Annotated in this window: 26 protein-coding genes, 3 tRNA genes and 1 other RNA gene; 13 read left to right on the plus strand and 17 right to left on the minus strand. The window is 71.7% G+C overall.

The genetic code is table 11. From position 1 onward, the window contains the following. Position 1: 1 nt before the first annotated feature. On the minus strand, positions 2 to 697 hold the full coding sequence (locus AC0VXQ_RS06030; RefSeq protein WP_328798525.1) for a DUF8185 domain-containing protein: 696 nt from the start codon (positions 695 to 697) through the stop codon (positions 2 to 4). Between the two features lie 85 nt (positions 698 to 782). On the opposite strand from AC0VXQ_RS06030, the gene AC0VXQ_RS06035 reads away from it, so the two are divergent. Then, positions 783 to 1,688 carry an acyl-CoA thioesterase gene (locus tag AC0VXQ_RS06035; RefSeq protein WP_475527959.1) on the plus strand — a complete coding sequence of 302 codons (906 nt, stop codon included), beginning with the start codon at positions 783 to 785 and terminating at the stop codon, positions 1,686 to 1,688. 89 nt (positions 1,689 to 1,777) lie between these two features. On the opposite strand, the gene ettA is transcribed toward AC0VXQ_RS06035, so the two are convergent. From ettA to mptB, 6 genes are all read right to left on the minus strand, one after another. Beyond that, on the minus strand, positions 1,778 to 3,460 hold the full coding sequence (gene ettA / locus AC0VXQ_RS06040) for an energy-dependent translational throttle protein EttA (RefSeq protein WP_058730319.1): 1,683 nt from the start codon (positions 3,458 to 3,460) through the stop codon (positions 1,778 to 1,780). Between the two features lie 44 nt (positions 3,461 to 3,504). Continuing rightward, positions 3,505 to 3,945 (minus strand): DUF6993 domain-containing protein, encoded by a 441-nt coding sequence (locus AC0VXQ_RS06045; RefSeq protein ID WP_058730320.1) that lies wholly within the window; start codon positions 3,943 to 3,945, stop codon positions 3,505 to 3,507. Between the two features lie 117 nt (positions 3,946 to 4,062). After that, positions 4,063 to 4,722, minus strand: a complete 660-nt coding sequence (locus tag AC0VXQ_RS06050; RefSeq protein WP_475527962.1) for a single-stranded DNA-binding protein — start codon at positions 4,720 to 4,722, stop codon at positions 4,063 to 4,065. Positions 4,723 to 4,985: 263 nt separating this feature from the next. Further along, complete coding sequence (locus AC0VXQ_RS06055) at positions 4,986 to 5,522, minus strand: hypothetical protein (protein WP_058730322.1); 537 nt, start codon at positions 5,520 to 5,522, stop codon at positions 4,986 to 4,988. Between the two features lie 49 nt (positions 5,523 to 5,571). Then, positions 5,572 to 5,644 (minus strand) — tRNA-Arg (locus tag AC0VXQ_RS06060). A 93-nt stretch (positions 5,645 to 5,737) separates the two neighbouring features. After that, positions 5,738 to 7,267, minus strand: coding sequence for a polyprenol phosphomannose-dependent alpha 1,6 mannosyltransferase MptB (mptB, locus tag AC0VXQ_RS06065; RefSeq protein ID WP_058730323.1), 1,530 nt, complete (start codon positions 7,265 to 7,267; stop codon positions 5,738 to 5,740). A gap of 132 nt (positions 7,268 to 7,399) precedes the next feature. Here mptB and orn point away from each other — a divergent pair, with 132 nt between their 5' ends. Beyond that, the gene (gene orn, locus AC0VXQ_RS06070; protein WP_328798522.1) at positions 7,400 to 8,008 is read left to right on the plus strand and encodes an oligoribonuclease; all 609 of its coding nucleotides are present in this window, start codon (positions 7,400 to 7,402) and stop codon (positions 8,006 to 8,008) included. Between the two features lie 203 nt (positions 8,009 to 8,211). After that, positions 8,212 to 8,284: transfer RNA gene (locus AC0VXQ_RS06075), tRNA-His, on the plus strand. 86 nt (positions 8,285 to 8,370) lie between these two features. Here the strand turns inward: AC0VXQ_RS06075 and AC0VXQ_RS06080 are convergent. From AC0VXQ_RS06080 to AC0VXQ_RS06100, 5 genes are all read right to left on the minus strand, one after another. Continuing rightward, positions 8,371 to 8,970 (minus strand): energy-coupling factor transporter transmembrane component T family protein, encoded by a 600-nt coding sequence (locus AC0VXQ_RS06080; protein WP_328798521.1) that lies wholly within the window; start codon positions 8,968 to 8,970, stop codon positions 8,371 to 8,373. Next, the gene (locus AC0VXQ_RS06085; protein ID WP_358292390.1) at positions 8,967 to 9,668 is read right to left on the minus strand and encodes an energy-coupling factor ABC transporter ATP-binding protein; all 702 of its coding nucleotides are present in this window, start codon (positions 9,666 to 9,668) and stop codon (positions 8,967 to 8,969) included. The genes AC0VXQ_RS06080 and AC0VXQ_RS06085 overlap by 4 nt, the downstream gene beginning before the upstream one ends. 220 nt (positions 9,669 to 9,888) lie before the next feature. Next, a complete protein-coding gene (locus tag AC0VXQ_RS06090) occupies positions 9,889 to 11,115 on the minus strand; it encodes a thiolase family protein (protein ID WP_064725401.1) in 1,227 nt (408 codons plus the stop codon). After that, the gene (locus AC0VXQ_RS06095; protein WP_475527971.1) at positions 11,108 to 12,451 is read right to left on the minus strand and encodes an ANL family adenylate-forming protein; all 1,344 of its coding nucleotides are present in this window, start codon (positions 12,449 to 12,451) and stop codon (positions 11,108 to 11,110) included. The genes AC0VXQ_RS06090 and AC0VXQ_RS06095 overlap by 8 nt, the downstream gene beginning before the upstream one ends. Then, positions 12,448 to 13,032 carry a biotin transporter BioY gene (locus tag AC0VXQ_RS06100; protein WP_058730328.1) on the minus strand — a complete coding sequence of 195 codons (585 nt, stop codon included), beginning with the start codon at positions 13,030 to 13,032 and terminating at the stop codon, positions 12,448 to 12,450. Before AC0VXQ_RS06100 ends, AC0VXQ_RS06095 begins: the two co-directional genes overlap by 4 nt. Positions 13,033 to 13,239: 207 nt before the next feature. Here AC0VXQ_RS06100 and def point away from each other — a divergent pair, with 207 nt between their 5' ends. Beyond that, positions 13,240 to 13,809, plus strand: a complete 570-nt coding sequence (def, locus tag AC0VXQ_RS06105) for a peptide deformylase (RefSeq protein ID WP_058730329.1) — start codon at positions 13,240 to 13,242, stop codon at positions 13,807 to 13,809. 18 nt (positions 13,810 to 13,827) lie between these two features. Here def and AC0VXQ_RS06110 read toward each other — a convergent pair whose 3' ends face one another. After that, positions 13,828 to 14,595: a YaaA family protein gene (locus tag AC0VXQ_RS06110; protein WP_475527973.1), complete on the minus strand. Its 768-nt coding sequence runs from the start codon at positions 14,593 to 14,595 to the stop codon at positions 13,828 to 13,830. A gap of 27 nt (positions 14,596 to 14,622) precedes the next feature. Here AC0VXQ_RS06110 and rnpB point away from each other — a divergent pair. Together rnpB and AC0VXQ_RS06120 are read left to right on the plus strand one after the other, a co-directional pair. Continuing rightward, positions 14,623 to 15,013: RNase P RNA component class A (gene rnpB, locus AC0VXQ_RS06115), an RNA gene on the plus strand. Between the two features lie 65 nt (positions 15,014 to 15,078). Beyond that, a complete protein-coding gene (locus AC0VXQ_RS06120) occupies positions 15,079 to 15,306 on the plus strand; it encodes a hypothetical protein (protein ID WP_475527975.1) in 228 nt (75 codons plus the stop codon). A gap of 34 nt (positions 15,307 to 15,340) precedes the next feature. Here the strand turns inward: AC0VXQ_RS06120 and AC0VXQ_RS06125 are convergent, their stop codons facing one another. Then, a complete protein-coding gene (locus tag AC0VXQ_RS06125; RefSeq protein ID WP_475527977.1) occupies positions 15,341 to 16,243 on the minus strand; it encodes a Nif3-like dinuclear metal center hexameric protein in 903 nt (300 codons plus the stop codon). A 113-nt stretch (positions 16,244 to 16,356) separates the two neighbouring features. On the opposite strand from AC0VXQ_RS06125, the gene msrA reads away from it, so the two are divergent. The 3 genes from msrA to epsC all read left to right on the plus strand — a co-directional run bounded on the left by msrA (position 16,357) and on the right by epsC (position 18,519). Continuing rightward, positions 16,357 to 16,881 carry a peptide-methionine (S)-S-oxide reductase MsrA gene (gene msrA / locus AC0VXQ_RS06130; protein ID WP_058730333.1) on the plus strand — a complete coding sequence of 175 codons (525 nt, stop codon included), beginning with the start codon at positions 16,357 to 16,359 and terminating at the stop codon, positions 16,879 to 16,881. Positions 16,882 to 16,996: 115 nt separating this feature from the next. After that, complete coding sequence (gene cysK / locus AC0VXQ_RS06135; protein WP_058730334.1) at positions 16,997 to 17,932, plus strand: cysteine synthase A; 936 nt, start codon at positions 16,997 to 16,999, stop codon at positions 17,930 to 17,932. A 2-nt stretch (positions 17,933 to 17,934) separates the two neighbouring features. Next, a complete protein-coding gene (gene epsC / locus AC0VXQ_RS06140) occupies positions 17,935 to 18,519 on the plus strand; it encodes a serine O-acetyltransferase EpsC (protein ID WP_058730335.1) in 585 nt (194 codons plus the stop codon). A 113-nt stretch (positions 18,520 to 18,632) separates the two neighbouring features. On the opposite strand, the gene gndA is transcribed toward epsC, so the two are convergent. The 3 genes from gndA to AC0VXQ_RS06155 all read right to left on the minus strand — a co-directional run bounded on the left by gndA (position 18,633) and on the right by AC0VXQ_RS06155 (position 20,822). Beyond that, positions 18,633 to 20,159 carry an NADP-dependent phosphogluconate dehydrogenase gene (gndA, locus tag AC0VXQ_RS06145; RefSeq protein WP_061224966.1) on the minus strand — a complete coding sequence of 509 codons (1,527 nt, stop codon included), beginning with the start codon at positions 20,157 to 20,159 and terminating at the stop codon, positions 18,633 to 18,635. Positions 20,160 to 20,230: 71 nt separating this feature from the next. Further along, positions 20,231 to 20,303, minus strand: a tRNA-Val gene (locus AC0VXQ_RS06150). Positions 20,304 to 20,408: 105 nt separating this feature from the next. Further along, positions 20,409 to 20,822 carry a DUF3052 domain-containing protein gene (locus AC0VXQ_RS06155; RefSeq protein ID WP_058731595.1) on the minus strand — a complete coding sequence of 138 codons (414 nt, stop codon included), beginning with the start codon at positions 20,820 to 20,822 and terminating at the stop codon, positions 20,409 to 20,411. Positions 20,823 to 21,186: 364 nt separating this feature from the next. On the opposite strand from AC0VXQ_RS06155, the gene aceE reads away from it, so the two are divergent. The 4 genes from aceE to AC0VXQ_RS06175 all read left to right on the plus strand — a co-directional run bounded on the left by aceE (position 21,187) and on the right by AC0VXQ_RS06175 (position 26,753). After that, positions 21,187 to 23,880, plus strand: a complete 2,694-nt coding sequence (aceE, locus tag AC0VXQ_RS06160) for a pyruvate dehydrogenase (acetyl-transferring), homodimeric type (protein WP_058731603.1) — start codon at positions 21,187 to 21,189, stop codon at positions 23,878 to 23,880. A gap of 188 nt (positions 23,881 to 24,068) precedes the next feature. Then, positions 24,069 to 24,962 carry an ACP S-malonyltransferase gene (locus AC0VXQ_RS06165; protein ID WP_058731596.1) on the plus strand — a complete coding sequence of 298 codons (894 nt, stop codon included), beginning with the start codon at positions 24,069 to 24,071 and terminating at the stop codon, positions 24,960 to 24,962. 144 nt (positions 24,963 to 25,106) lie between these two features. Next, positions 25,107 to 25,352 (plus strand): acyl carrier protein, encoded by a 246-nt coding sequence (locus AC0VXQ_RS06170; protein WP_058731597.1) that lies wholly within the window; start codon positions 25,107 to 25,109, stop codon positions 25,350 to 25,352. A 132-nt stretch (positions 25,353 to 25,484) separates the two neighbouring features. Next, positions 25,485 to 26,753 (plus strand): beta-ketoacyl-[acyl-carrier-protein] synthase family protein, encoded by a 1,269-nt coding sequence (locus tag AC0VXQ_RS06175; protein ID WP_475527983.1) that lies wholly within the window; start codon positions 25,485 to 25,487, stop codon positions 26,751 to 26,753. The last annotated feature ends 33 nt before the right edge of the window (positions 26,754 to 26,786 follow it).

Raw genomic sequence — 26,786 nt, forward strand, 5'->3', positions numbered from 1 at the left:
GTCACAGGGAGGCGGCGGGGCGGGCCAGCAGGTGCCCAGCCCGGTTGGACAGGCGCCGCCACGGGCCCTGGGCGTGCACGACGACGTCGCCGCCGCCGAGGAAGCCCAGCGCCTTGGCCCCGAAGGCCGCACCGGCCACGAAGCCGCCGGGCTGCTCCACGGTGCCCCAGATCCGCGAGCGCACGGTGCTCAGCACCGCCGCCCCCGCCTGGGCCGGCAGGGCCTGCTCCACGGCCCGGCTGCCCTGCCGGGCGAGCTCCTCGAGCCGCTGAGCAGAGACCGTGCCGCACTCCTTCCAACCCGAGGTGCCGGGGATCGCCCCGGACCAGGCGGCCCGCACGGTGATCGGGGGCAGGGCCAGCGCCGTCCCGGCCCGGTCCACGCGGGCCATCCGATCCAGCACGGCCGCCGCCTGCACCGTGGCATCGGCTCGGGAGGGTTCGGACAGGTGCACGGCCCGCATGCCCAGGACCGTGGGCACCTGCTCCAAGAGGGTCTCCCCGCTCATCACGGGCACCCACACGGCCAGGACCGAGCCCACGGCCTGCAGGCGCACCGCGGCACCCTCGTCCAGGGCGCGGGCCCGGGAGATCAGAGTGGCCAGGTCCCTGGCCTGCCGGGGATCGGCCAGCCGCAGGACGGGGGCCGTGGACTGCTCGGGGGTGGGCCGGTCAGCGGCGGGGGCGTCGTCGTTCATCCTCCCCACCCTAGTCCGGACCCGCCGCGCGGGTGGAGCTGGGCGGTGGGGCTGGGTGACGAGGCGTCGCGGCTACGATGGGCGGATGAGCGAAGTCGATGACTCGGGTGCCCCCGCCGATCCCTCGGAGGCCACCGCGAAGCTGCTGAGCATGTTCCGCCTGGCTCCGGAGGAGCCGCTGCGCACCACGGAGGACGTCTTCGTTGGACGCACCGTGGGACCGGAGACCCCGCGGGTCTACGGCGGGCAGGTGCTGGCCCAGTCCGCGATCGCGGCCAGCCGCACCGTGGCCGAGGACCGGCCGATCCACTCCCTGCACGGGTACTTCCTGCGTCCCGGGGATGTCACCCAGCCCATCACCTTCGGCGTGGAGCGGATGCGCGATGGCCGCTCCTTCTCCGCCCGCCGGATCCACGCCTACCAGGAGGGGCGGGTGATCCTGTCCTGCCTGGCCTCCTTCCAGGTCCCCCAGCCGGGGCTGGAGCATCAGGAGCGGATGCCCGAGGGCGTGCCGGCCCCGGAACAGCTGCCCAGTCCGCGGCAGCTGCTGGCCGACGTCGACGATCCGCGGGCCCGGCGCATCGCCTTCGGGCGTCCCTTCGACCTGCGCTACGTCTCCGAGCCGATCTTCCTGGCCCCCGCCGGGGCCCGGGAGGCCTCCACCGCGGTGTGGTTCCGGACCTTCGGGCGGCTGCCGGATGATCCGGTGATCCACCGGGCCGCGATCGCCTACGCCTCGGACTACACGCCGATCGAGCCGATCCTGCGCCGGCACGGGAAGTCCTGGACCGAACCGGGCCTGGCCGCGGCCACCCTGGATCACGCGATCTGGTGGCATCGGGAGGCCAGGGCCGATGAGTGGCTGCTGTACACCCAGCATTCCACAAATGCCTCGGGTTCCCGGGGGCTGGCCTGCGGGAGGATCTTCGACTGCACCGGGCGCCTGATCGCCACGACGACGCAGGAGGCGATGATCCGACTGCCGGAGTGAGCCCCCGCCTGGCCTTATCCACCGAAGACGCCGATGGCGCCTGCCCCCGCGTGCTCGGGGACGGGCGCCATCGGCGTCTTCAGGTGCCGCTAGTCGCGGGTCAGGCGGCGGTGGGTGACCCGGTGCGGGCGGGCGGCGTCGGCGCCGAGGCGCTCGACCTTGTTCTCCTCGTAGGACTCGAAGTTGCCCTCGAACCAGTACCACCGGTCCGGGTGCTCCTCGGTGCCCTCCCAGGCGAGGATGTGGGTGGCGACCCGGTCCAGGAACCAGCGGTCGTGGGAGACGACCACGGCGCAGCCCGGGAACTTCAGCAGCGCATCCTCCAGGGAGGAGAGGGTCTCCACGTCCAGATCGTTGGTGGGCTCATCCAGCAGCAGCAGGTTCCCCCCCTGCTTCAGGGTCAGGGCCAGGTTCAGGCGGTTGCGCTCACCGCCGGAGAGCACCCCGGCCTTCTTCTGCTGGTCCGGGCCCTTGAAGCCGAATGCGGAGACGTAGGCGCGCGAGGGCATCTCCACCTGGCCGACCTTGATGAAGTCCAGCCCGTCGGAGACCACCTCCCACAGGGTCTTCTCCGGGTCGATGTTCTCCCGGTTCTGATCCACGTAGGAGATCTTCACGGACTCCCCGACCTTCAGCTCGCCGCCGTCCAGCGGCTCCAGGCCCACGATGGTCTTGAACAGGGTGGACTTGCCGACGCCGTTGGGGCCGATGACCCCGACGATGCCGTTGCGCGGCAGGGAGAAGGACAGGCCGCTGATCAGGCTGCGCTCGCCGAAGCCCTTCTGCAGGTTCTCCGCTTCGATGACCTGCGAGCCCAGGCGCGGTCCCGGCGGGATCTGGATCTCCTCGAAGTCCAGCTTGCGGGTCTTCTCCGCCTCGGCGGCCATCTCCTCGTAGCGGTTCAGGCGGGCCTTGGACTTGGTCTGGCGCCCCTTGGAGTTGGAGCGGACCCAGTCCAGCTCGTCCTTCAGGCGCTTGGCCATCTTGGCGTCCTTCTTGCCCTGCACCTCCAGGCGCTTCTGCTTGGTGTCCAGGTAGGTGGAGTAGTTGCCCTCGTAGCCGTGCAGGCGGCCGCGCTCCACCTCGCAGATCCACTCGGCCACGTGGTCCAGGAAGTAGCGGTCGTGGGTCACGGCCAGCACCGCACCGGGGTAGGACTGCAGGTGCTGCTCCAGCCACAGCACGGATTCGGCGTCCAGGTGGTTGGTGGGCTCATCCAGCAGCAGCAGGTCCGGCTTCTGCAGCAGCAGCTTGCACAGGGCGACCCGGCGTCGCTCGCCCCCGGAGAGGACCTTCACATCCGCGTCCCCGGGCGGGCAGCGCAGGGCGTCCATCGCCTGCTCCAGCTGGCTGTCCAGGTCCCAGGCGTTCGCGGCGTCGATCTCCTCCTGGAGCTTGCCCATCTCCTCCATCAGGGCGTCGAAGTCTGCGTCTGGGTTCGCCATCTCCTCGGAGATCTCGTTGTACCGGTCCAGCTTGGCCTTGATCTCGCCCACGCCCTCCTGGACGTTGCCCAGGACGGTTTTCTCCTCGTTCAGCGGGGGCTCCTGCAGGAGGATGCCGACGCTGTAGCCGGGGCTCAGCCGGGCCTCGCCGTTGGAGGGGGTGTCCAGCCCGGCCATGATCTTCAGGATCGTGGACTTGCCGGCGCCGTTGGGGCCGACGACGCCGATCTTCGCCCCGGGGTAGAAGGACATCGTGACATCGTCCAGGATGACCTTGTCGCCCACCTTCTTGCGGGCCTTGGACATCGTGTAGATAAATTCAGCCATGCCGTCCAGGCTACTATGCGCGCCAGCGGGCCGAATCGGGTGCCCTAGCCGGCGCGATGACCGGCGAAGCACCGGCCGTCGGACAGCGCGGGCCCGGTGCTCACGCTCACGGCACCGTCCGGTCGCACGTCGGCCAAGAGGCACTGATCCCGGGTCTTCACGGCCGCGTCCACGCTGTCCACGTCCAGCCCGGTGGGGGTGGTGTCCTGTCCGACCTCGACGTCCTGCCCGGACCAGCCGGCCTGCGCGATGCCGGAGCGCACCCGCTCGGCCGTGACCTCCTGGCCCTGCAGCGAACCGGTGAGCACCTCCTGCAGATGCCGGGCATCCTGCTGGAGCGGGTCATCCGAGGACGCCGCTGGAGCGGGGGTCTGCGCAGTCTGCGAGGACCCGGTGTCGGCGTCGGAGCATCCGGTCAGCGCCGTCGTCAGGGCCGTCACGGTGAGGACGGTCAGCACGGCGGCGCTGCGGCGGGTGACGGGCATCGGGGCTCCTGGGCGGGCGGCGTCGGGGACACGGACATTGTGCCACGCCCCGAGGCCTCCCGCCCCGCCCGGTCCTCTCGGACCGCATGGGCCGCATGATCCGCTCGGGTCGGAGCCTCAGCTCATGGCCGCCAGGGCCTCGTCCTCCTCGTCGGCCTCGGACATCCCGGTCGGCTCGGGGCCCGCCGCGCTGTCCGCGCCGGGGTCCTCGTCGGCGTCTCCGGTGGCGGTGCGGCCGGTCTCGGGGGTCGGGTCCGCGGGATCCGCCGGGTCCTCGAGGATCTGCCCGGTCCGGGCATCCACCCACTCCCCGGTCCCCGTCTCCACCTCGGAGGGCAGAGACCCGGCGGAGGCGGGACCGGTGTCCCAGCCGCTGCCGGACTCCCGGGGATCCTGGCGCCGCTCCCCGGGCTGGGGGCCGCTGCTGCGGGCGAAGCTGGCGGTGCCGAAGGCGAGGTCGTGGCCCACGCTGAGGGCCTCGATCTCCACCGTGGAGCGCTTGATGCCGCCGGATTCCCAGGTCTTCACGCGCAGCTTGCCCTGCACGATCACCGGCTGGCCCACCTTCACGGAGGCGGTCACGGTGCCGGCCAGGGCGCGGAAGGCGGTGACGGTGTACCAGTTGGTGTGGCCGTCCTTCCACTCCTTGGCTTGGGCGTCGTACCACCGCGGGGTGGAGGCCAGGCGGAAGGAGGCGACGGCGGTGCCGTTGCCGGGCATGGTCCGGGGGTCGGGCTTGGTGGCGACGAAGCCGCGGACGGTGATCAGGTCGGTCATGGCCGTGTCCTTTCGGGAGGGGCTGGTGCCGGCTCCCGCGGTGCTCGCGGGCGGTCCGGTACCGCTCATCCTGGACCCCTCGGGGTGCGTCCCATCCCCCGCTCCCCCGGATTCGCGGGGCTGCTGTGGATGCCGCCGGGAATCCCGCGGGAGATCCACCGATTCCGGAGCCGAAGGGATCCGGCCGGACGCGCCAGGCGCCGGCGATGACCGAGGGGGATGACCGGCCTCAAGGACGCCGCGCCGCGAAGAAACCGGATGATCTATCGCGTGCTCAGCTCCCGCGCCCAGTCGATGGCCTCCTGCACCAGCTCGTCTGTGAGCCCGGTGACCCGCCGCGGGTCGCGGTGATCCACCCAGGGTGCAGGCACCTCGATGACCCGGTGCGGCTGCGGGACCCGGGTGAGGTGCTCGCGGTCGGCCGGGGAGACGTCGTCGTCGAGCCAGACGAAGGGCCGTCCCGCGGCGACCTCCAGGATCCCGGGGACCTTGGCGGCGTCCACCCGGTCGATGTGGGCGACCGGCCAGGTGGTGGGCAGCCCGAGCTGCGGGGCGATCAGCCGGGGCGCGTCCTCTTCCCAGGTGGTGCCCCAGGCCATCTCGAAGTGGCGCGCCAAGCGCAGCACCCGGTCGCGATCGGCCGGGTCCAGGATCACGGTGAATTCCACGGGCAGGGACTGCGGCACGACGGTGATGCGGCGCAGCCCGCGGCGTTCGGCGAGGTCCGCGGAGACGAAGTGGTTCAGGACCCCGTCCACGTCGAGGAAGGCGAGGGGCCGGGCTGCCGCGGAAGCGCTCATGGCTGGAACCTCCTGCCCCGTCATGCGAACGGCCCGACCGCTGATCCGGTGCCCCAGGAGGGAGTCGAACCCCCGACCAAGAGATTAGAAGGCTCCTGCTCTATCCACTGAGCTACTGAGGCGCGTCCGCCGCGACGGCGGACTCCCCCACCATACCGCGGGTCCCGCCGCCCCGCATGCCGCCCGACCTCGGCCCTGTCCGGTGCCGGCCGGTGTCAGACGACGGCCGCGCCGCGGTGTCGGCGTCGGAAGACTCGCCGGGTGGAGGGGTCCAGGAACATCAGGTACACCGCGTAGACCAGGGCGACGACGATCGCCACGAGCCGCCCCATGTTCAGGTCCAGATCCAGGTAGGGGAACACGTCCAGCTGATCGGAGACGGCCCAGAGCATGAAGAACAGGGTGGTCAGGAAGTAGAAGTCCACGTGCCAGTCCGCCCGGATCCCGGTGGCCGCGAAGAAGGGGATCAGCCAGACCACGTACCAGGCCTGGATCATCGGGTTGAACATCACCACGAAGGCCAGGGCCAGGGTGAGGCGGCGGATGATCGTCTGATCCCGCCCGATCAGCGCCATGATGCCCGCCCCGAGCATGCCGAGCAGCTGCCCGATCTTCTGGATCGCGGACTGCACGTCCCCGCCGGGCCCACCCCACGAGTCCACGAGCACCTTGCCGAGGAAGCTCAGCGCCCCGATGGGCGCGTACCAGATCCACACCCCGCCGGTGGTCTTCAGGCCGTTGATCCAGTCGAAGCCGAACCCGTTCATCCGGCCCATGATCCACAGCTGCGCCAGGCACACCGCGAGGGTGAGAACCCAGAACAGGATCCGCCGCGGCCAGGAGGCGCCGCGCCCGGCCCACAGCAGGCCGATGAACGGCAGGGTGATGATCGCGATCGGCTTCACGGCGATGGCCAGGGTCACCAGGGTGATCCCCCCGATCCCGCCCGCCGTGGTGCGCCATCGGGCGCTGACCCACACCCCGGCCATCATCAGCCCGATCATCAGGGCGTCGTTGTGCGCGGAGATCACGAAGTGCACCAGGAACATGGGATTGGCCAGGCACAGCCAGCAGGCGCGCACCGGGTTGATCCCGTGCATCCGGGCCAGCTTGGGCAGGAAGATCGCGATCAGGGCGACCCCGATCAGGGCCACCAGCCTGAAGAGGTAGAAGGCGACGTCGGGCGAGGTTCCGGCCACCCGCACGACGAGGCCCTCGATCCACAGGAAGACCGCGCCGTAGGGCGGCGGGGACTGGCTCCACAGCGGGTCCGCCCCGGACTGGAAGAAGTTGTTGACCGAGGAGACCCCGGATTCGTACGGGTTCAGCCCGGACTCGTAGACCCGGCCCTGGGCGTAGTAGGAGTACACGTCCCGGCTGAACAGCGGGAAGGAGAACAGCATCGGGGTGACCCAGCACAGGATCGCCAGGGTCACCCACTTCTTCGCCGGGCGCCCCCAGTGGTCGATCTTCTGGCTCAGCCGCAGCCACTCGCGGGTCAGGGCCATCGCCCCGAGGGCGGTCATCACGATGCAGGCGACCACCGCGCCGTCGGTGTAGCGCAGCGCGATGATCACGGGGTCCTGGCGCAGCCGGGAGATGGGGGCCAGCCAGCCGATGCCGAAGGAGCCGACCATCATCAGCAGGGAGCCGATCGTGCCGATGACGATGGTGCGCATCGGGCTGCGCTGCACGAAGCGCGGCTCGGTTCTGGTCCGGGCTGCGGACGCGACGCTCTGGCTCACGTGCTCCCCTGGGTCGGTCTTGCTGGTGCGGTCGGTGCTGGTGCGGGAAAGATGCTCCCGCCCACTGTACCGATCCCCCGGCCTGCTCCGGTGTGTGGCGCCGTCGGGGTGGCGGGGCGATAGATTGGAGGGGTGTCTAAGAATCATGAGCGCATTGTGTGGATCGACTGCGAGATGACCGGCCTGGACCTGGAGAGGGACGCGCTGATCGAGGTCGCAGTGCTGATCACCGACGCGGAGCTGAACATCCTGGATGAGGGTCTGGACGTGCTGATCGCCCCGCCGGAGGGCGCCCTGGAGCAGATGGGCGACTTCGTGCGGCAGATGCACACCACCTCCGGGCTGCTGGAGGAGCTGCCCGGCGGGCTGAGCATGGCCGAGGCCACCCGGCAGGTGATGGAGCACGTCCGCCGCTACGTCCCGGAGCCCGGCAAGGCGCAACTGGGCGGGAACTCGGTGGGCACGGACAAGACCTTCCTGGCCCGGGACATGCCGGAGCTGATCGAGCACCTGCACTACCGGATCATCGACGTCTCCACGATCAAGGAGCTGGCCCGCCGGTGGTACCCGCGGGCCTACTACCAGGCGCCGGCCAAGACCGGGAACCACCGGGCCCTGGGCGACATCCGGGATTCGATCCAGGAGCTGCGCTACTACCGCGAGGCCGTGTTCGTCCCCCAGCCGGGCCCGGACTCCGAGACCGCGAAGGCGATCTCCACCAGAGTGTCCGAGGCGGACTGAATCCCGGCGTCTGCTGAGCACGACGCCGTCCGGGTACGGTGCCGTTCGAGCGCGCCTCCGACTGAGCCGCGTGCCGCTGTGCGCGGTCTCACGCCCGCCGCGGGCCGTGCTGATTCGCCGACGACGGGCGGGCTCGTGTAGTCTCTTGGATGTTGCCCAGCGGGCCGGAGCGATCCGGAACCCTCCGGGTAGCGATCTTGATGGTGGTCGTAGCTCAGTTGGCAGAGCGCCTGGTTGTGGTCCAGGAGGTCGCGGGTTCAACCCCCGTCGATCACCCCGAAGACAAGGCCCGGATCCTCACGGATCCGGGCCTTCGTCGTCCCCTGCCGCAGGTCTGCTCTCCGTGCCTGCTCGGCACCGACTCAGTCGGCGGCGCCGCGGGCCTGCAGAGCGTCCCCGACGTCGTCGGCGTGGCGCAGGGTCAGCACCAGCACCGGCATGACCCACGCCCACGGGGCCAGCCGAACACCCCGGCTGCGCTGGGCCTGGCGCACCTGAGTGACGATCCCGGCGACCTGCCCGATGGAGGTGATCGCCAGCGCCATCGCCAGGCCGACCGCCGTCGGGCTCACGCCCACCCGGCGCAGCGGACGCAGGCAGGTCTGGGCCACCTCCACCATCTCCTGCACCCGGGTGGTGCGGGTGAGCACCTGCGCCAGCAGCACCACCGCCAGCACCCGGGCCGTATTGCACACCGCGGCCAGGGGCGGGGAGAAGATCAGCTGGGTCCCCACCAGGAAGACCACCAGCACCAGCATCGCCCGCAGATCCCGCGCCATGATCCGTGCGCTCAGGCCCGCCGCGGCGTAGCCGAGGGCGGGCAGCAGGAAGGCCGCGGCGGCCAGCCCCCAGGAATTGGGCAGCAGGGAGAGCACGATGGCGCCGAGAGCCAGGACCAGCAGCTTCAGCCAGGCCGGGGCGCGGTGGATCGGGCTGGTGCCGGGCAGGTAGAGGCTGATCATCGGCCCGGTTCCTCGAGGCTGCGGTGGTAGCGGGCGATGACCTCATCCGGCGGCCCCTGGGCCTGAAGCTTCCCGTCGCGGATCAGCACGGCCTCATCGCAGCGGGCGGCCAGCTCCATGTCGTGGGTGACCAGCAGGACCTGGCGGGCGGCCGGGGCCAGCAGCCGGTCGGCGATGATCCTGCGGTGCCGGGCGTCCAGCATGCTGGTGGGCTCGTCCGCGATCACCAGGTCCGGGCCGCCCACCAGCACCGAGCACAGGGCCAGCCGCTGCATCTGCCCGCTGGAGAGGGACTGGCAGGCCCGATCGGCCAGATCACTCAGCCCGTGCTCGGCCAGCGCCGCATCCACGGTCCGCCGGATCTGCTCGGTGGTGAGATCCCGGCCGCGCAGGGTCAGGGCCACGTCCTCGCGCACCACGGGCATGATGGCCTGCGCGCCGGGATTGGCGAAGACGAAGCCGACGCACCGACGCAGCCGGCGGCGTTCGGCGACGGCGTCGATGCCGTGCACGGTGACGCTGCCCGCGGCAGGATCCATCAGCCCCGCGATGACGCGCACCAGGGTGGACTTGCCCGATCCGTTCTCCCCGATGACCGCGGTGCGCGCGGCCCCGAGCGTGCAGGTGAGCCCCTGCAGCAGCACCGACTCCCCCTCGGGTCCGTCCGCGGTGACGGTGAGGTCTTGCACCCGGATCACCGGGGGCTGGCCCTCCTCGGGGCGCGCCTGCCCGGATCGCGGGGCGGTGGCCTCCGGTGCCTCCGGATTCGGTCCGAGCGGTGCGCCGGTTTCCGGGGCGGGGGCAGTCCCACGGGTTGGGTGCCGGTCGGCCCGGCGGCGGCGCAGGAACCTGCTCATCAGGGCTCTCCTCTTCGGGTCATCAGGGGTCTTCTGCCGGGTAGTGCGGGACCGGTGCCGCTCAGTCGCCGCGCTGCAGCAGGACCGCGGCGGCCATCCCGCCGCCGATGGCGCAGGCCGCCGCTCCGAGCGTACCGGGAGGGCAGGCCAGCAGCCGGTGATGCAGCCGCACGAGCACGGCCGCCCCGGAGGCTCCCCACGGGTGCCCGAGGGCCAGCGCTCCCCCGGCGGCGTTGACCCGAGGATCGATCCGCTCCCCGTCGGCCAGGTCGAGATCGTCCAGGGTGGCCAGGACCTGGGCGGAGAAGGCCTCGACGATCTCCAGGGCGCCGAGCCGATCCAGCCCGATCCCTGCCCGGCGCAGCAGCCGCCGCAGGGCGCCGGTGGGTGCCGCCCCCGGCAGGGCCGGGTCCCCTCCGGCCAGGATGCCGGCCCGCACCAGGGTGTGCGGGCGCGCGGGCTGCCCGTCGACGCCGCGCGGGGCGGGGCCCAGCAGTAGCGCGGCCGCGCCGTCGGCGATGCGGGCGGTGTTCCCCGGGGTCACCGAGCCGAACCCGGGCCGAGACTGCGCCGGAGCACTCCTTCTTTCGACGGCGGCGGGACGCCCCGCGAGAGCATGCTCAGTCTGCGACCCGTCTCCCATCGGCTCCTCCGGGACGAGCGGGGCGAAGCGGGCCAGCAACCGGGCGGTCACCGCGCGGGGGCCGTCATCGGCGATGCCGCTGCCGTCGAGACGCTCGGCGGCCAGCAGGTCCGCGTGCTCCAGGGCCAGGCGGTGGCTGCGCTCGGCCAGGGCGTCCTGCCGCTGGCGGGTGATGCCCCGGACACGGGCCAGGTCCTCGGCGGCGTGCACCAGGTCAGGGTCCGGGAAGCCGCGCGGAACCATGGGCGCCTGGCGGTAGGCCACGCCGTCGATCCGGCGCTCCGGGGCGGTGGAGGGGCTCTCCACCCCGCCGGCGGCGATCAGTCCGCCGTCCAGACGGATGCGGTCCGCGGCCTGCTGCACCGCGAGCATCCCGGAGCCGCACTGGGCGTCCACGGACCAGCCGGGGCAGTCCAGACCGAATCCGGCGGCCAGGGCGGCCCGCCGCCCGACGTTCCCACCGGGACCGGTGCAGCTGCCGAGGATCACACCGTCCACCGCCCTCTCCGGCGAGGAGATGCCGGCCGCCGCGGTGAGGCCGGCGAGCAACGGGCCGGCCAGCTGGTCATCGGTGCGTCCGGCTTGGGCGCGGGAGCGCCCGGTGAAGGCGCTGCGGCCCGCAGCGAGCACGGCGACCTCAGGCATGGCCGGCCTCCTCTGCCCGTGATACTTCAACCTCTGGTTGAAGTGAAAGCGAATCATCTGAACCTTCACCTCCGCTTGAACCCTGCGACGGCGTCCAGGGCGGCAGGTCCGCCACCTCGGCCGGGCGCAGCCGCCGGGGTTTGCCACTGGGTGTGCGCGGCAGGGCTGCCGTGAACAGCCACCGGCGGGGGCGCTGGGCGGGATCCAGCCTGCGAGCGCACCACGCGCGCAGCTTCCGCCGGAGTCGCCGTTCGCTCAGCTCCGAAGCTGCCGAGCTCGGCTGGATGCAGGCGGCCACCAGCTGACCCAGCCGCGGGTGCGGCGCTCCGTAGACGAGAGCCCGGTCCACCAGGGGCGAGGCGAGCAGGACGGCCTCCACGGCCTCCGGGGTGACGGTGGCCCCGGCGGTGAGGATGGCCTGATCCTCCCGGCCGCACAGAGCCAGCACGCCGTCCTCGGACAGCCTCGCCCGGTCCCCGACGCTCAGCCAGACACCGTCCTCGGATTCCTCCCGGCGCAGGGTCGAGACGCCGCCGATCAGCTGGCGGGCCGCCTGCTCCGTGCGCACCCACAGCACCCCGCGGCGCACGCGCAGCCGGACGCCGGGGAAGGCCCGCAGACCCGAGCCGTCGTCCACGGCCACCAGGGAGAGCTCGGCCGCACCGTAGTAGCCGAGCACGGCGATGCCCCGCCGCTCGGCTTCCGCCCGCAGCGCGGGGTCCACCCGATCCCCGCCGATCACCGCGACCCGCAGCCGGTGGGAGAACGCACCCTGGGCGTCGAGCAGATCCAGGACCTCGCGCAGGTGCCACGGGGTGCCGTGCAGCAGATCCGCACCCGCGAGATCCTCGGCGGTGATGCGGACTCCGCGCGGCACGCGCAGGCGCATCCCGGAGTGGGCCGCGTGCACCGCGGCGAAGGGACCCATGGAGGAGACGGGATGCACGGGCAGCAGCAGGGTGCGACCGGCGGTCGTGGACCATCCGGCCACCCGGGCGATCAGCCGATCCAGCCCCGGGTAGGCGATCTCCCAGGAGGCCGGGGTGCGCAGCAGGATCTTCGGCGTCCCGGTGGAGCCGGAGGTGCACGCGGCCCAGCCGATGCCCTCCTTCGGGGATGCGGCGGCCGCGCGCTCCAGGATCTGCGCCCGCCGCTGTGGTGACCACCGCTCGTCGCCGATCAGCGGGATGCCGCCGTCGGCCCGCAGGCGCAGGGCCCGCTCGAGCACCTCGGCGTGATCCGCGCCGGTGATCAGGGTGATGCCGGAGGCGGTGGATTCCAGGTGCAGGCTCCCCCGCTCTCCCTCCCGCTGCGGCGCAGGATGGGTGGGCGTCATCGCAGGAACGCGCGCGGGTAGGCCTTCCACAGGCCCGTGGTGATCAGGGTGGTCAGCACCGCCTTGATGATGTCCCCGGGGAGGAAGGCGAAGGAGGCGTAGAGGGATTCGCGCAGGCCGATGCCCAGCCGCCAGGCCTGCACGGGCACCCCGAAGAGGTAGATCACCGCGATGCCGCCGATGAGGCTGGCCAGCAGCACCCGGATCCAGCTGGGCCTGCCGGCGCGGGGCAGGGCGATCAGCCCGACGACGAAGGCCCCCGCGATGTAGCCGATGAGGTACCCGCCGGAGACCCCGGCGAAGACGCCGATACCCCCGCGCCCGCCGGACAGCAGCGGCAGCCCGACGATCACGAGCAGCTCGAACAGCGTCACCGAAGCCGCGCCCCACACCGGTCCGAGCACCGCCCCGGCGAGCATCACGCCGAGGGTCTGGGCGGTGATGGGCACGGGGATGCCGGGCACCGGGATCGGGGCCATCAGACCGAGCACGGCGATGAGGGCGGCGAAGACGGCCACGCGGGCGATGATGTGCGCCGGAGAGAGGGTGCTGCGGCGCCGGGGCGCTGCGGGCTGGCTCATGGGGAGTCCTCCTGGAGTCCTGGCCGGGGGAAGCAACGATTGAACACCGTTCAACATAGCCCCTCCCCTGGTTGGAAGCACCTCCGGAAGGATCGGTGTGACGCAGCCGATACCCCGGGGCGGCCCGGCGGGTGGCAGCCCGCGCTGGGTTAGCCTGGTGGGATCGCACGCCCGTGCATCCGCCGTCGTCCCCTCAGGAGCGCCATCGTGACCATCCTGCCCATCGTCATCACCGGGGAGCCGGTGCTGCACCGACCCACCCGGCCCGTCACCGACTTCGGCCCGGACTTCCAGCGGCTGATCGAGGACATGTACGAGACGATGGACGCCGCCCACGGCGTCGGGCTGGCCGCGACCCAGGTGGGGTCGGGTCTGCGCGTGTTCGTCTACGAGTACGCCAACGACGACGCCGCGGACCGCGGCGTGATCGTGAACCCGCGGCTGAGCCTGGGGAAGATCTCCCAGGAGGACCCGGACCCCGAGGAGGAGTCCGAGGGGTGCCTGTCCGTGCCGGGACTGTCCTTCCCGCTGAAGCGGGCCGAGTGGGTGCGCGTGTCGGGTCAGGACGCCCAGGGCGCCCCGCTGGAGTTCGAGGCCCACGGCTGGTTCGCCCGGGTCATGCAGCACGAGACCCAGCACCTGGACGGGCAGCTGTACGTGGACCATCTGAACCGCCGCTGGTCCGCGAAGGCGCGCAAGGCCATCAAGCGCGAGGGCTGGGGCGTGCCCGGCAACACCTGGATGCCCGGCGTCGACGAGGATCCGTTCGGGCACTGACCATCCCCGGCGGACCCGCTAGCCGGCGGCGGGCACGATGACGCTCAGCTGCGCGGTGCCCCGGGTGTCCCGGGACAGCTCCACCCGGTGCTCCCGAGCGAGCAGGTCCGCCAGGGCCTCGGCGTCGGTGGGGTCCTGCCCGGAGAGCAGCAGGCTGCGGGTGATCAGGCCCCGGTAGTGCTTGGCCATGTGGGAGACGACCTTCCGGGTGCCGTCGGGACTCTCACGCTCAGCACGGATCAGCACGGTCTGCTCCGCCGGGGCGGGCCAGGCCGCCTGGTACCCGCCGGAGCGGCAGTCGATGATCAGCTCATCCGCCGCCCGCGACTCCAGGACCGGGCTCAGCTCCCCCTTCCACCAGGCGGCCAGGCTCCCCTTCGGGGCGATCTTCGCGCCCATGGACAGCCGGTAGGCGGGGATCCGGTCGGTCGCGGCGATCGCGCCCCACAGGGCCGAGGCGATGACGACGTCGCGCCCCGCCCGCTCCCGGGCGGCCGGGGTCAGGCTCGCGGCGTCCAGGGCGTCGTAGAGCACCCCGGTGTAGACCTGCAGGGCGGGCCCGGCCGGCAGCTCGCGCAGGTGCCGGTTGCGTTCGACCTCGGCGGCCAGGGAGGGCCCGACCTTCAGCAGCTGCCCGGCATCCTCCCGGGCGCTGACCTCCTCGAGTTGGGCCAGGAGGGTCTCGCGGGCCTCGGTGAGCTCGGGGAAGCTCAGGGCCCCGAGGTCCACGGGATCGCCGTCGGCGGGCTGGGTCTTGGTCTCGGAGGGCGGCAGCAGGATGAGCATGGGCCCCAGTGTAGAGTGGCCCCCGGACGGGTCGGCCAGACGATCGCGCGGCCCACGCTTCGTGGGTCTCGAGGAAAGTCCGGGCTCCGCAGGGCAGGATGGTGGATAACGTCCACTCGGGGCAACCCGCAGGCCAGTGCCACAGAGAACAGACCACCCGCCGTGCCGCGTGCAGCGGTCACGGCGGGCCAGGGTGAAAAGGCGGTGTAAGAGACCACCGGGCGCCTGGTGACAGGTGCCGCAGGGTAAACCCCATCCGGAGCAAGGCCAGACAGGATGCGTTCGAGGGCTGCCCGCCCGAGCATCCGGGTAGGCCGCTCGAGCCGCGGAGCGATCCGCGGCCTAGATGGATGATCGTCGCCGTGCGGCGGGTGACCGCCGCGCGGAACAGAACCCGGCTCATCGGCCGACCCGTCCACCGCTCCCTTCTCCTGCCGTGTACGCTCACAGGTGAGACACGACACAGCCAGACGAGGAGACCCCATGCACCACCACCGCGACGCCGAGAACCGATCCCCGGAGGACGACGCCGAGCAGCCGATCACCAGCCCCGGACCGGACACGGACCCGGAGGGCACCGAGCACGAGGTGAGCCCGGGGCCCGACAGCGACCCCGAGGGCACCGAGCACGAGCCCGGCATGGGCGCGGACAGCAACCGGGAGGCCACCGACTCCGAGCCCAGCCCCGGGCCGGATCTCGGCCAGCGCTGACCGATCCCCCGCCCCAGACCGCCCCGGAGCAGCCTCAGTACCGGGCAGCCTCGGCGTTCGTGGAGGCCGAGCCCGGGTGCCGCTCGGGGCGCACCGCGAAATCCCACGGATCGGTGTTCAGCTCGCTGAGCAGCATCTGCACCGCGAAGCCCTCCCGCGCCAGCTCCGCCTCCAGGGCCCGGGCGCCCTCGGTGAGCCACAGCTGCTCGGAGGCGAAGTGCGAGCAGTCGATCAGGTAGGGTCGGCCCCCGCTCAGCAGGGCCCGCTCGCGCGCCTCCGAGGCCGGGTGGTGGCGCAGGTCTGCGGTCACGTACACGTCCGCGTCCACGGCGCGCACGGCGTCGAACAGGGAATCCCCGGCCCCTCCGCACACGGCGACCCGCCGCACCAGCCCCTCCCGGGGCCCGGCCACCCGCACCCCGCCGGCCGTCGGGCGCATCGCCGAGGCCAGCCGCTGGGCCAGCGCCTCCAGGGTCACCGGCTCCGCCAGCTCCCCCACGCGCCCGATGCCGGTGCTGCCCCGCTCGGCGTCGGTCGGGTCCAGGGGCCGGGCGGCCTTCACCCCGCAGGCGCGGATCAGCGCATCCGAGACCCCGCCGTCGTAGGAGTCCGCGTTGGTGTGCGAAGCCAGCAGCCCGATGCCGTGCTCCACCAGCTCGTGCACCACCGCGCCCTTGTCCGTGTCCGCGGGCAGGAAGTGCGCCCCGCGCAGCAGCAGCGGGTGGTGGGTCAGCAGCAGCTGCGCGTCCCGGCGCACGGCCTCGGCGGCCACGGCCTGGACCGGGTCCACCGCCCAGAGGATGCGCCGCACCGGCGCGTCCGGGCGCCCGCACACCAGGCCGCTGGCGTCCCAGGACTCGGCCAGCTCCCGTGGCCACAGCCGGTGGGCGGCGGCGACGACGTCGGACAGGTGCGCGGTGGTGCCGGTGGTGCTCATGCCCGCCAGTCTAGGAGACCCGGTCGAGGAACCCGCGGCCCGGGCGGCGCCGCCTTCCCCCGCCAGCGAACCCCGCTGTCCTCCGACTGCCGGCCGGGTCCAGGATGGAGGACATGCGCGAACTGACTCTCGCGGCGGGGTGCTTCTGGTGCCTGGACGCCGTCTACCAGCGGACCCGCGGCGTGGAATCCTCCATCGCCGGATACACCGGGGGCGCCACCGAGCACCCCACCTACCGCGAGGTGTGCACCGGGCGGACCGGGCACGCCGAGGCCATCCGGGTGCGCTTCGACGAGGACGAGGTGCCCGCCGACGTCATCATGGACATGTTCTTCACGACCCACGACCCCACCAGCCTGAACCGGCAGGGCTACGACGTCGGCACCCAGTACCGCTCCGCGGTGTTCTACCGGGACGAGGAGGAGAAGCGGTTCTTCCAGGAGCAGATCGCCCGCGCCCAGCGGCTCTACGACCGCCCGATCGTCACCACCGTCGAACCACTGGGGACCTTCTGGGAGGCCGAGGCCGTGCACCAGGACTTCCAGCGCACCAACCCCGCCAACGGCTACTGCCAGGCGATCATCGACCCCAAGCTGGCGAAGGCCCGGGAATATTACCGCCCGTGGCTCGTTTCTTAAGCCAGGAAACGCCGCGTGGCTACGGTGGTCACGCATCCCACCCGGCCCGCTGCCCGAATCGTCCCCGCCGGGGACGACCAGCGGCCCCGGGCGCCACGACCCCAGGAAGGCTGACATGGCTAAGATCCTCGACAACGTCACCGAAGCGATCGGCGACACCCCGCTCGTGCGGCTGAACCAGCTGGACAAGGACCTGCCCGGCAACGTCGCCGTCAAGCTCGAGTTCTACAACCCCGCCAACTCCGTGAAGGACCGCATCGGCAAGGCGATCATCGACGCCGCGGAGGCCTCCGGGCAGCTCAAGCCCGGCGGCACCATCGTGGAGGGCACCTCCGGGAACACCGGCATCGCCCTGGCCATGGTCGGCGCGGCCCGCGGGTACCACGTCATCCTCACCATGCCGGAGACCATGTCCACCGAGCGCCGCGTGATGCTGCGGGCCTACGGCGCGAAGATCGTGCTGACCCCCGGTGCGGAGGGCATGCGCGGGGCCGTGGACAAGGCCGCCGAGATCGTGGAGAACACCGAGAACGCCGTGCTGGCCCGCCAGTTCGAGAACGAGGCCAACCCCAAGATCCACTACGAGACCACCGGCCGGGAGATCTGGGAGGCCACCGACGGCGCCGTGGACGTGTTCGTGGCCGGCGTCGGCACCGGCGGCACCGTCTCCGGCGTCGGCAAGTACCTCAAGGAGCGCAAGCCCGAGGTCAAGGTCATCGCGGTGGAGCCCTCCGACTCCCCGCTGCTCACCGAGGGCAAGGCCGGCCCCCACAAGATCCAGGGCCTGGGCGCCAACTTCGTCCCGGACACCCTGGACCGGGAGATCTACGACGCCGTCGCCGACGTCACCCTCGAGGACTCCGTGCGCGTCGCCCGCGAGCTGGGCGCCAAGGAGGGCATCCTCGGCGGGATCTCCTCCGGGTCCATCGTGTGGGCCGCACTGGAGGAGGCCAAGAAGTCCGAGAACGAGGGCAAGCTGATCGTCGCCGTCGTCACCGACTTCGGCGAGCGCTACGTCTCCACCGTCCTGTACGAAGACATCCGCGCCTGATCGTGGGCTTCCTCTCCCGCCTGCGCGAGGACCTGGACACGGCCCGGTCCCACGATCCGGCCGCGCGCGGCAGCCTCGAGATCATGATCAACTACTCGGGGCTGCACGCGATCTGGATGCACCGAGTCGCCCACCGCCTCTGGCAGCGGGACGCGACCAAGGCCACGGCGCGCACCCTCTCGCAGGTCTCCCGCTTCCTCACCGGGATCGAGATCCACCCGGGGGCGCAGATCGGCCGCCGGTTCTTCATCGACCACGGCATGGGCGTGGTCATCGGGGAGACCACGGAGATCGGCGATGACGTGATGCTCTACCACGGGGTGACCCTGGGTGGGCGCTCACTGGAGAAGGTCAAGCGGCACCCGACCATCGGGGACGGCACGACCGTGGGGGCCGGGGCCAAGGTGCTCGGGCCGATCACGATCGGCGCCGGCTCCGCGGTCGGGGCGAACGCCGTGGTGGTCCACGACGCCCCCGCGGATTCGATCGTCACCGGGATCCCGGCGGAGCACCGTCCGCGCACCCCGGAGAAGAAGCAGCCGCTGGTGGATCCGGCCACCTACATCGATCCCGCCATGTGGATCTGAGGTCCCCGCACGGGTGAGCCCGGCCCGAGGCCGTACGGTGCCCGCCCGCAGAAGACGACGCCCCGCCCTTCGCAGTGCGAAGGGCGGGGCGTCGTCGTGTTCCACGCTGGGACTTACTTGGAGGGCTCCTTGTTGACCCGCTCCGGGGTCGAGGGGGCGGTCTGCTCCTCGTCGGTGCGGATCTCGGTGCGGTCCCCGGACCACAGGGTGTGGAACGTGCCGGGGCGATCCACGCGCTGGTAGGTGTGCGCGCCGAAGAAGTCCCGCTGCCCCTGGATCAGGGCGGCGGGCAGGCGCTTGCGCCGCAGCGCGTCGTAATAGGACAGCGAGGAGGCGAACACCGGCACCGGCACGCCCAGCGCGGTGGCCTTGGCCACGACGCGGCGCCAGGAGGGAACCAGCTGCTCCATGACCTTCCGGAAGCCCGGGGCCAGCAGCATGTTCACGGGGGCGTCCTCCCCGCGGTAGGCCTGCATGATCTCCCCGAGCAGCTCGGCGCGGATGATGCACCCGGCCCGCCACAGGGAGGCGATGACGTCCAGCTTCAGGTCCCACCCGAACTCCGCGCCGGCCTTGGACAGCTCGTCCAGGCCCTGGGCATAGGAGACCAGCTTGGAGGCGTACAGCGCCCGGCGCACGTCCTCGATGAACTCCGGGTCCCCCTGGGCGACACCCGTGGTGGAGATCAGCCCGGCGGACAGATGCTCCTGGGCCTGGCGGCGGGCTTCCACATCCGAGGAGGACAGGGCGCGGGCGAACACCGACTCGGCGATACCGGAGACCGGGGCGCCCAGGTCCAGGGCGGACTGCACCGTCCAGCGTCCGGTGCCCTTCTGCCCCGCCTCGTCCTTGATGACGTCGATCAGGGCCTCACCGGTCTCGGCGTCCCGCTGGGAGAGGACCTCCGCGGTGATCTCGATAAGGTAGGAGTTCAGGTCCGTGGTGTTCCACTGCCGGAAGACCTCGGCCTGGGCCGCAGGCTCCAGGCCGACGACGGAGCGCAGCAGGTCGTGGGCCTCCCCGATGACCTGCATGTCGGCGTACTCGATGCCGTTGTGCACCATCTTGACGAAGTGCCCGGCCCCGTCGGTGTCGATCCAGGCGCAGCAGGGGGTGCCGTCGTCGGCCTTGGCGGCGATGGTCTCCAGCAGGGGTCCCACGGACTCGTAGGACTGCCGGGAGCCGCCGGGCATGATGGAGGGCCCGTTCAGGGCGCCCTCCTCACCGCCGGAGACTCCGACGCCGACGAAGTGCAGCCCGTTCGCGGCGCACTCCTGCTCGCGGCGGATGGTGTCCTTGAAGTAGGAGTTGCCGCCGTCGATGATGATGTCGTCCTCATCCAGCAGCGGGGTCAGCTGCTCGATGACGGCGTCCACGGGGGCGCCGGCCTTGACCATGACGAGGATGCGGCGGGGCTTCTCGAGGGAGTCCACCAGCTCCTGCAGGGTCTCGGTGCGCACGAAGTCGCCCTCGTCTCCGTGCTCGGCCAGCAGCTCGTCGGTCTTGGCGGTGGTGCGGTTGTGCAGGGCCACGGTGTACCCGTGCCGGGCGAGGTTCCTGGCCAGGTTGGCGCCCATCACGGCGAGTCCGGTGACGCCGATCTGCGCCCGTGCGGTGTTCTGGGAGTTCTCTTCTGCCATGCACCCCAGCCTACGCGGTGTGCGGCGGGTGCGGACAGTCCGGGCGGGCGCGCCCGCGGCGCGATCGTGGGTGGGTCCTACCGGGATCGAACCGATGACCTACTGGGTGTAAACCAGTCGCTCTGCCAGCTGAGCTAAAGACCCTGGCGAACGGGTGGGAGGCTTGCGCAGCCGCCGGCACCCGATCCGAGGGAACACCGTACCGGATGCACAGCCCGCAGGGGGAATCCGCCGCGGCCGCGAGGGCCTTCAGAACCGGGTGCCCACCAGTCGGGTCGCGGCCCACTCGGGGCAGGCGGCCTCGGTGGTGGTCACCCGCAGCCCGGCGGTGGGGGCGGCCTCCTGCAGGTCGGCCGGGGAGACGTAGCCGTCGCGCCCCGCCTTCGGGGTGAGCACCCAGACGACGCCGCCGTCGTCGAGGGTGGTCAGGGAGTCCACCAGCGCATCCACGAGGTCCCCGTCCCCGGCGCGCCACCAGAACAGCACCGCGTCAGCGACCTCCTGGGCGTCCTCGTCCAGCAGCTCCTCGCCCGTGAGGTCCTCGATGTCCTCGCGCAGGGCGAAGTCCACGTCCTCGTCGTAGCCGAACTCCTGGATGAGGTCGCCCTCCTTGAAACCGAGCAGGACTGCCGAGCGGTCCTCGGCGGTCGTGGTCTCGCTCACTGGTTCTTCCTCCTGAGGGGTCTGGGGATCGCCGCGGGGCCGATGCTCGCCGCGGGCGACGGCCGACGTCGCGGGGATGGCGCGCGCCGGCGTCGTCACACGTACCACCCAACACCGTCGACGCCGTCGGATCAAGTGTCGGCACCCGCCCGACGTGGCGCACGCCATGGGTCGGCGGGCTCGCCACGGAAGGGCCCGCACACCCCGGATATGACACCATGGAAGGTGACGCGGCGCGCCGACGAGGGCGCGCCGGGAGCGGCCTCTGACGGGGCGCATGCTCCCCACTGACACCGAGTGAAAGAGGTTCACCGTGGCTCCCTCAGCGACGAACGACCACATCCTCAGCCAGCTCACCGCCGGCATGGCCGACCAGGACCACGAGGAGACATCCGAGTGGATGGAGGCCTTCGACCAGCTCGTCGAGACCCAGGGCACCGAGCGGGCCCAGTTCATCGTCCGCCGCCTGCTGCAGCGGGCCGGGGCCAAGTCCGTTCAGGTCCCCACCGTGACCACCACCGACTACGTCAACACCATCCCCGTGGACCAGGAGCCGGAGTTCCCGGGCGATGAGGAGATCGAGCGCCGGTACCGCGCGCTGCTGCGCTGGAACGCCGCCGTCATGGTCCACCGCGCCCAGCGCCCCGAGATCGGGGTGGGCGGTCACATCTCCAGCTACGCCGGCGTGGCAACCCTCTACGAGGTGGGCCTGAACCACTTCTTCCGCGGCCAGGACCACCCCGGCGGCGGGGACCAGGTCTACTTCCAGGGCCACTCCTCCCCCGGCAACTACGCCCGCGCCTACCTCGAGGGCCGACTGACCGAGGAGGACCTGGACGCCTTCCGGCAGGAGAAGACCAAGCCCGGCCACGAGATGCCCTCCTACCCGCACCCCCGGTGCAAGCAGGACTTCTGGCAGTTCCCCACCGTGTCCATGGGTCTGGGCCCGCTCAACGCGATCCACCAGGCGCAGTTCAACAAGTACCTGCACAACCGCGGGATCAAGGACACCTCCGAGCAGCACGTCTGGGCCTTCCTCGGCGACGGCGAAATGGACGAGCCCGAGTCGCGCGGCGCCCTGCAGCTGGCGGCCAACGACAAGCTGGACAACCTCACCTTCGTCGTCAACTGCAACCTCCAGCGCCTGGACGGGCCGGTGCGCGGCAACGGCAAGATCATCCAGGAGCTGGAGGCGTTCTTCCGCGGCGCCGGCTGGCACGTCATCAAGGTCATCTGGGGCCGCGAGTGGGACGCGCTGCTGGAGAAGGACGAGGACGGCGAGCTCGTGAAGATCATGAACGAGACGCTGGACGGGGACTACCAGACCTACAAGGCGGAGAACGGCGGCTTCATCCGCGAGCACTTCTTCGGGCGCTCCCCCAAGACCAAGGAGATGGTCGCGGACATGTCCGACGACGAGATCTGGTCCCTCAAGCGCGGCGCCCACGACTACCGCAAGGTCTATGCGGCCTACAAGCAGGCCCTGGAGACCAAGGGCCGGCCCACCGTCATCCTGGCCCAGGGCATCAAGGGCTACGGGCTGGGCACCCACTTCGAGGGCCGCAACGCGACCCACCAGATGAAGAAGCTGACCCTGGAGGACCTCAAGGTCTTCCGGGATCGCCTGCGCATCCCCGTCTCCGACGAGGAGCTGGAGAAGGACCTCTACGGCGCCCCGTACTACCACCCGGGTCCGGACGCCCCGGAGATCAAGTACATGCTGGAACGGCGCAGGGAGCTCGGCGGGTTCATCCCGATCCGGGACGGACACCAGCGGCCCATCTCCCTGCCCCCGGAGAAGGCCTACGCCGGGGCCAAGAAGGGCTCGGGCAAGCAGATGGCGGCCACCACCATGGCCTTCGTGCGCCTGCTCAAGGACCTGATGCGGGACAAGGAGTTCGGCAAGCGGATCGTCCCGATCATCCCGGATGAGGCCCGCACCTTCGGCATGGACTCCTTCTTCCCCACGCAGAAGATCTACAACCCCAACGGCCAGAACTACCTGTCCGTGGATCGCGAGCTGATGCTGGCCTACAAGGAGGCCACGGACGGTCAGCTGCTGCACGTGGGCATCAACGAGGCCGGGGCCACCGCGGCGTTCACCGCCGTCGGCTCCTCCTACTCCACCCACGGCGTCCCGATGATCCCGGTGTACATCTTCTACTCGATGTTCGGCTTCCAGCGCACCGGCGACGGCTTCTGGGCCGCCGCGGACCAGCTCTCCCGCGGGTTCATCATCGGCGCGACGGCCGGGCGCACGACCCTGGCCGGCGAGGGCCTGCAGCACATGGACGGGCACTCCCCGATCCTGGCCTCGACCAACCCGGCGGTGCGCCACTACGACCCCGCCTACGGCTACGAGATCGCCCACATCGTCCAGCGCGGCCTGGAGCACATGTACGGCGAGGGCGACGAAGACCACGACGTCATGTACTACCTCACGGTGTACAACGAGCCGATCGTGCAGCCGGCCGAGCCGGAGGACGTGGACGTGGAGGGGATCCTCAAGGGCATCTACCTGCTCAAGCCCGCCGAGATCGACGGGCCGCGGGCCCAGCTGCTCGCCTCCGGCGTGGCGGTGCCGTGGGCCCTGGAGGCGCAGCGGATCCTGGCCGAGGACTGGAAGGTCTCCGCTGACGTGTGGTCCGTGACCTCCTGGAACGAGCTGCGCCGGGACGCCCGCAAGGCCGAGGAGCAGGCGATGCTGCACCCGGAGCAGGAGCAGCGGGTGCCGTTCGTGACCAGCCAGCTGGAAGGCGCCACCGGCCCGATCGTGGCCTCCTCGGACTTCACCTCCGACGTGCCCGATCAGATCCGCCAGTACGTGCCCAACGAGTTCGCGACCCTGGGTGCGGACGGCTTCGGCTTCTCCGACACCCGGGCCGGGGCCCGCCGGTTCTTCCACATCGACGCCCACTCGATGGTGGTGCGCGCCCTGGAGATGCTGGCGGCCCGCGGCGAGGTCGACGCCGACGCCCCGCGTCAGGCCATCGACCGGTACCACCTGCTGGATCCGGCCGCCGGGGTCTCCGGCAACTCCGGCGGGGAAGCCGCCTGAGCCCGACCCTGCTACCCGCGGGCCGGGACCGACGGGACCGTCAGTGCGACGGCCCCCGTCCGGACCCGGCCCGCGGGCGTCTGTGCGGGGGGTCTCCGCACGGGTCGCAGGGCGGGGCCGGGAAAACCGGAGCGCCCCACGGCCCGTACGGACATGATCTGCGCGCCGATTCGTGGAAAGCTGAGACCGTGATTGCCATACTCTGCCCTGGACAGGGCTCCCAGAAACCCGGATTCCTCTCGCCGTGGCTCGACGACGAAGCGCTGCGCACCCGCCTGGCGGGGCTGGGCGACGTCGTCGGACTGGACCTGGTGCGCTTGGGCACCGAGGCCGATGAGGAGACCATCAAGGACACCGCGATCGCCCAGCCGCTGATCGTGGCCGCGGGCATCGTGGCCGGCGAGCGGCTGAAGGAGGCCCTGACCGGCGAGGACCTGGTCTGGGCCGGGCACTCGGTCGGGGAGATCACCGCGGCCGCGCTGTCCGGCGTGCTCAGCGCGGAGGACGCGCTGCGCTTCATCAAGGTCCGCGCCGAGGGCATGGCCCGGGCCGCCGCGGCCGAACCCACCGGGATGGCCGCGGTGCTCGGCGGGGACGAGGAGCAGGTGCGCGCGGCCATCGAGGAGGCCGGACTGACGGCGGCCAACGCCAACGGCGGCGGTCAGATCGTCGCCGCGGGCACCGCCGCCCAGCTGGAGGCCTTCGCGGCCGCTCCCCCGGCCCGCACCCGCGTGATCCCGCTGAAGGTCGCCGGGGCCTTCCACACCCACCACATGCGCCCGGCCGTGGGACCTCTGCAGGAGCTGGCCCGCGGCCTGGAGCCCGCCGAGCCGGTCTCGACCCTGCTGTCCAACCGCGACGGCAAGCCCGTGACCTCCGGGGCCGCGGCCCTGCAGTCCCTGGTGGACCAGGTGACCCGCCCGGTGCGCTGGGACCTGTGCCAGCAGAAGCTGCTGGAGCTGGGCGTCGACTCCGCGTGGGAGCTGCCCCCGGCCGGCACCCTGACCGGGCTGGCCCGGCGCGCCATGAAGGGCGTGCCGGTCACGGCCCTGAGCTCCCCGGAGCAGCTGCCGCAGCCCTGATCCCCGACCCCCGCGGGGTGGCCGCTGACCGCGGGGAAGAAGCGGAGCGGCGCCGGGGCCGGTAGACTGGCCCCCGGCAGAGCGAAACCCATTCGGCCCGCGCGGCCCAAGCGCCGCCGGGAGACTGCAAGACAAGGAGAACCGATGGCTGACAAGAACGAGATCCTCGCCGGACTGGCCGAGATCGTCAACGAGGAGACCGGTGTGGAGACCGAGGAGGTCCAGCTGGAGAAGTCCTTCACCGAGGACCTGGACATCGACTCCATCTCCATGATGACCATCGTCGTCAACGCGGAGGAGAAGTTCGGGGTGACCATCCCGGACGAGGAGGTCAAGAACCTCAAGACCGTCGGCGACGCCGTCGACTTCATCGCCAACGCCTCCAACTGACGGCGGGCGGCGAAGCCGCCGCGTGGGGTGCGGCGCCCAGTCGGCGCCGTGCCCCGCGCGCTCTCGCCGCGAACCCCGGCCAGCACCATCCGCCCGCCCCGCGGGCTCCCCGCAACAGAAAGTTCTCGGCAGATGAGTCGCAAAGCAGTCGTGACCGGTCTCGGAGCCATCTCACCGATCGGCGCCAGCGCCCACCAGATGTGGGCCAACGCCCTGAAGGGAGTCTCCGGCGTCGTCCGTCTGGAGGACGAGTGGGTGCAGCAGCACCAGCTGCCCGTCTACATCGCCGGGCGGGTCAGCTCCCCCATCAGCGAGTCCGAGTACGTCTCCCGGGTGGAGACCAAGCGCCTGGACCCCTCGGGGCAGTTCGCCGTGCACTCGGCCCGTCAGGCCTGGGCCGACGCCGGGTTCACCGGTGAGGACGCCGAGGCCAGCGAGGAGCTGGATCCGGAGCGGGTGGCCGTGTCCTTCGGGACCGGGATCGGCGGGGTGTGGACCCTGCTGGACAGCTGGGACACGCTGCGCGAGCGCGGCCCCCGCCGGGTGCTGCCGATGACGGTGCCGATGCTGATGCCCAACGGGGCCGCGGCCGCCGTCTCCCTGAACCACAAGGCCCGCGCTGCGGCGCAGACCGTCGTCTCCGCGTGCGCCTCCGGCACGGAGGCCCTGCACGTGGCCCTGGACCTGATCCGCACCGGCAAGGCCGACGTCGTGGTCGCCGGCGGCACCGAGTCCGCGATCCACCCCCTGCCGCTGGCGGCCTTCGCGAAGATGCAGGCGCTGTCCACGCGCAACGACGAGCCGGAGCGGGCCTCCCGCCCCTACGACGTCGATCGGGACGGCTTCGTGATGGGCGAGGGCGCCGCAGCGCTGATCATCGAGTCGGAGGAGCACGCCAAGGCCCGCGGGGCGCGCATCTACGCGGAGCTGGCCGGCACCGGGGTCTCCTCGGACGCCTTCCACATCACCGCCCCCGACGCCGAGGGCCTCGGTGCCGCGCGCAGCCTGCGCGAGGCGATGGCCTCCGGGGACTTCACCGCCGCCGACGTCAAGCACGTCAACGCGCACGCGACCTCCACCCCCGTGGGGGACATCCCGGAGGCCACGGCCCTGCGGGCGGCCTTCGGCTCCGCGACCGATGACATGGCGGTCTCGGCCACGAAGTCCATGACCGGGCACCTGCTCGGCGCCGCCGGGGCGATCGAGGCCGTGATGACCGTGCTGGCGGTGCACGAGCACAAGGCCCCGGCGACCATCAACCTGGAGCACCAGGACCCGCAGATCGACCTGGATGTGGTCACCCAGGCCCGGGATCTGCCGGCCGGGGAGATCATCGCGGTCTCCAACTCCTTCGGCTTCGGCGGGCACAACTCGGTGGCCGCCTTCCGCTGGGTGAACTGACCCCCGCATCCCCCACGCGCACGACGGCGCCCC

Source organism: Rothia sp. QJM3NY_36, assembly GCF_056173115.1.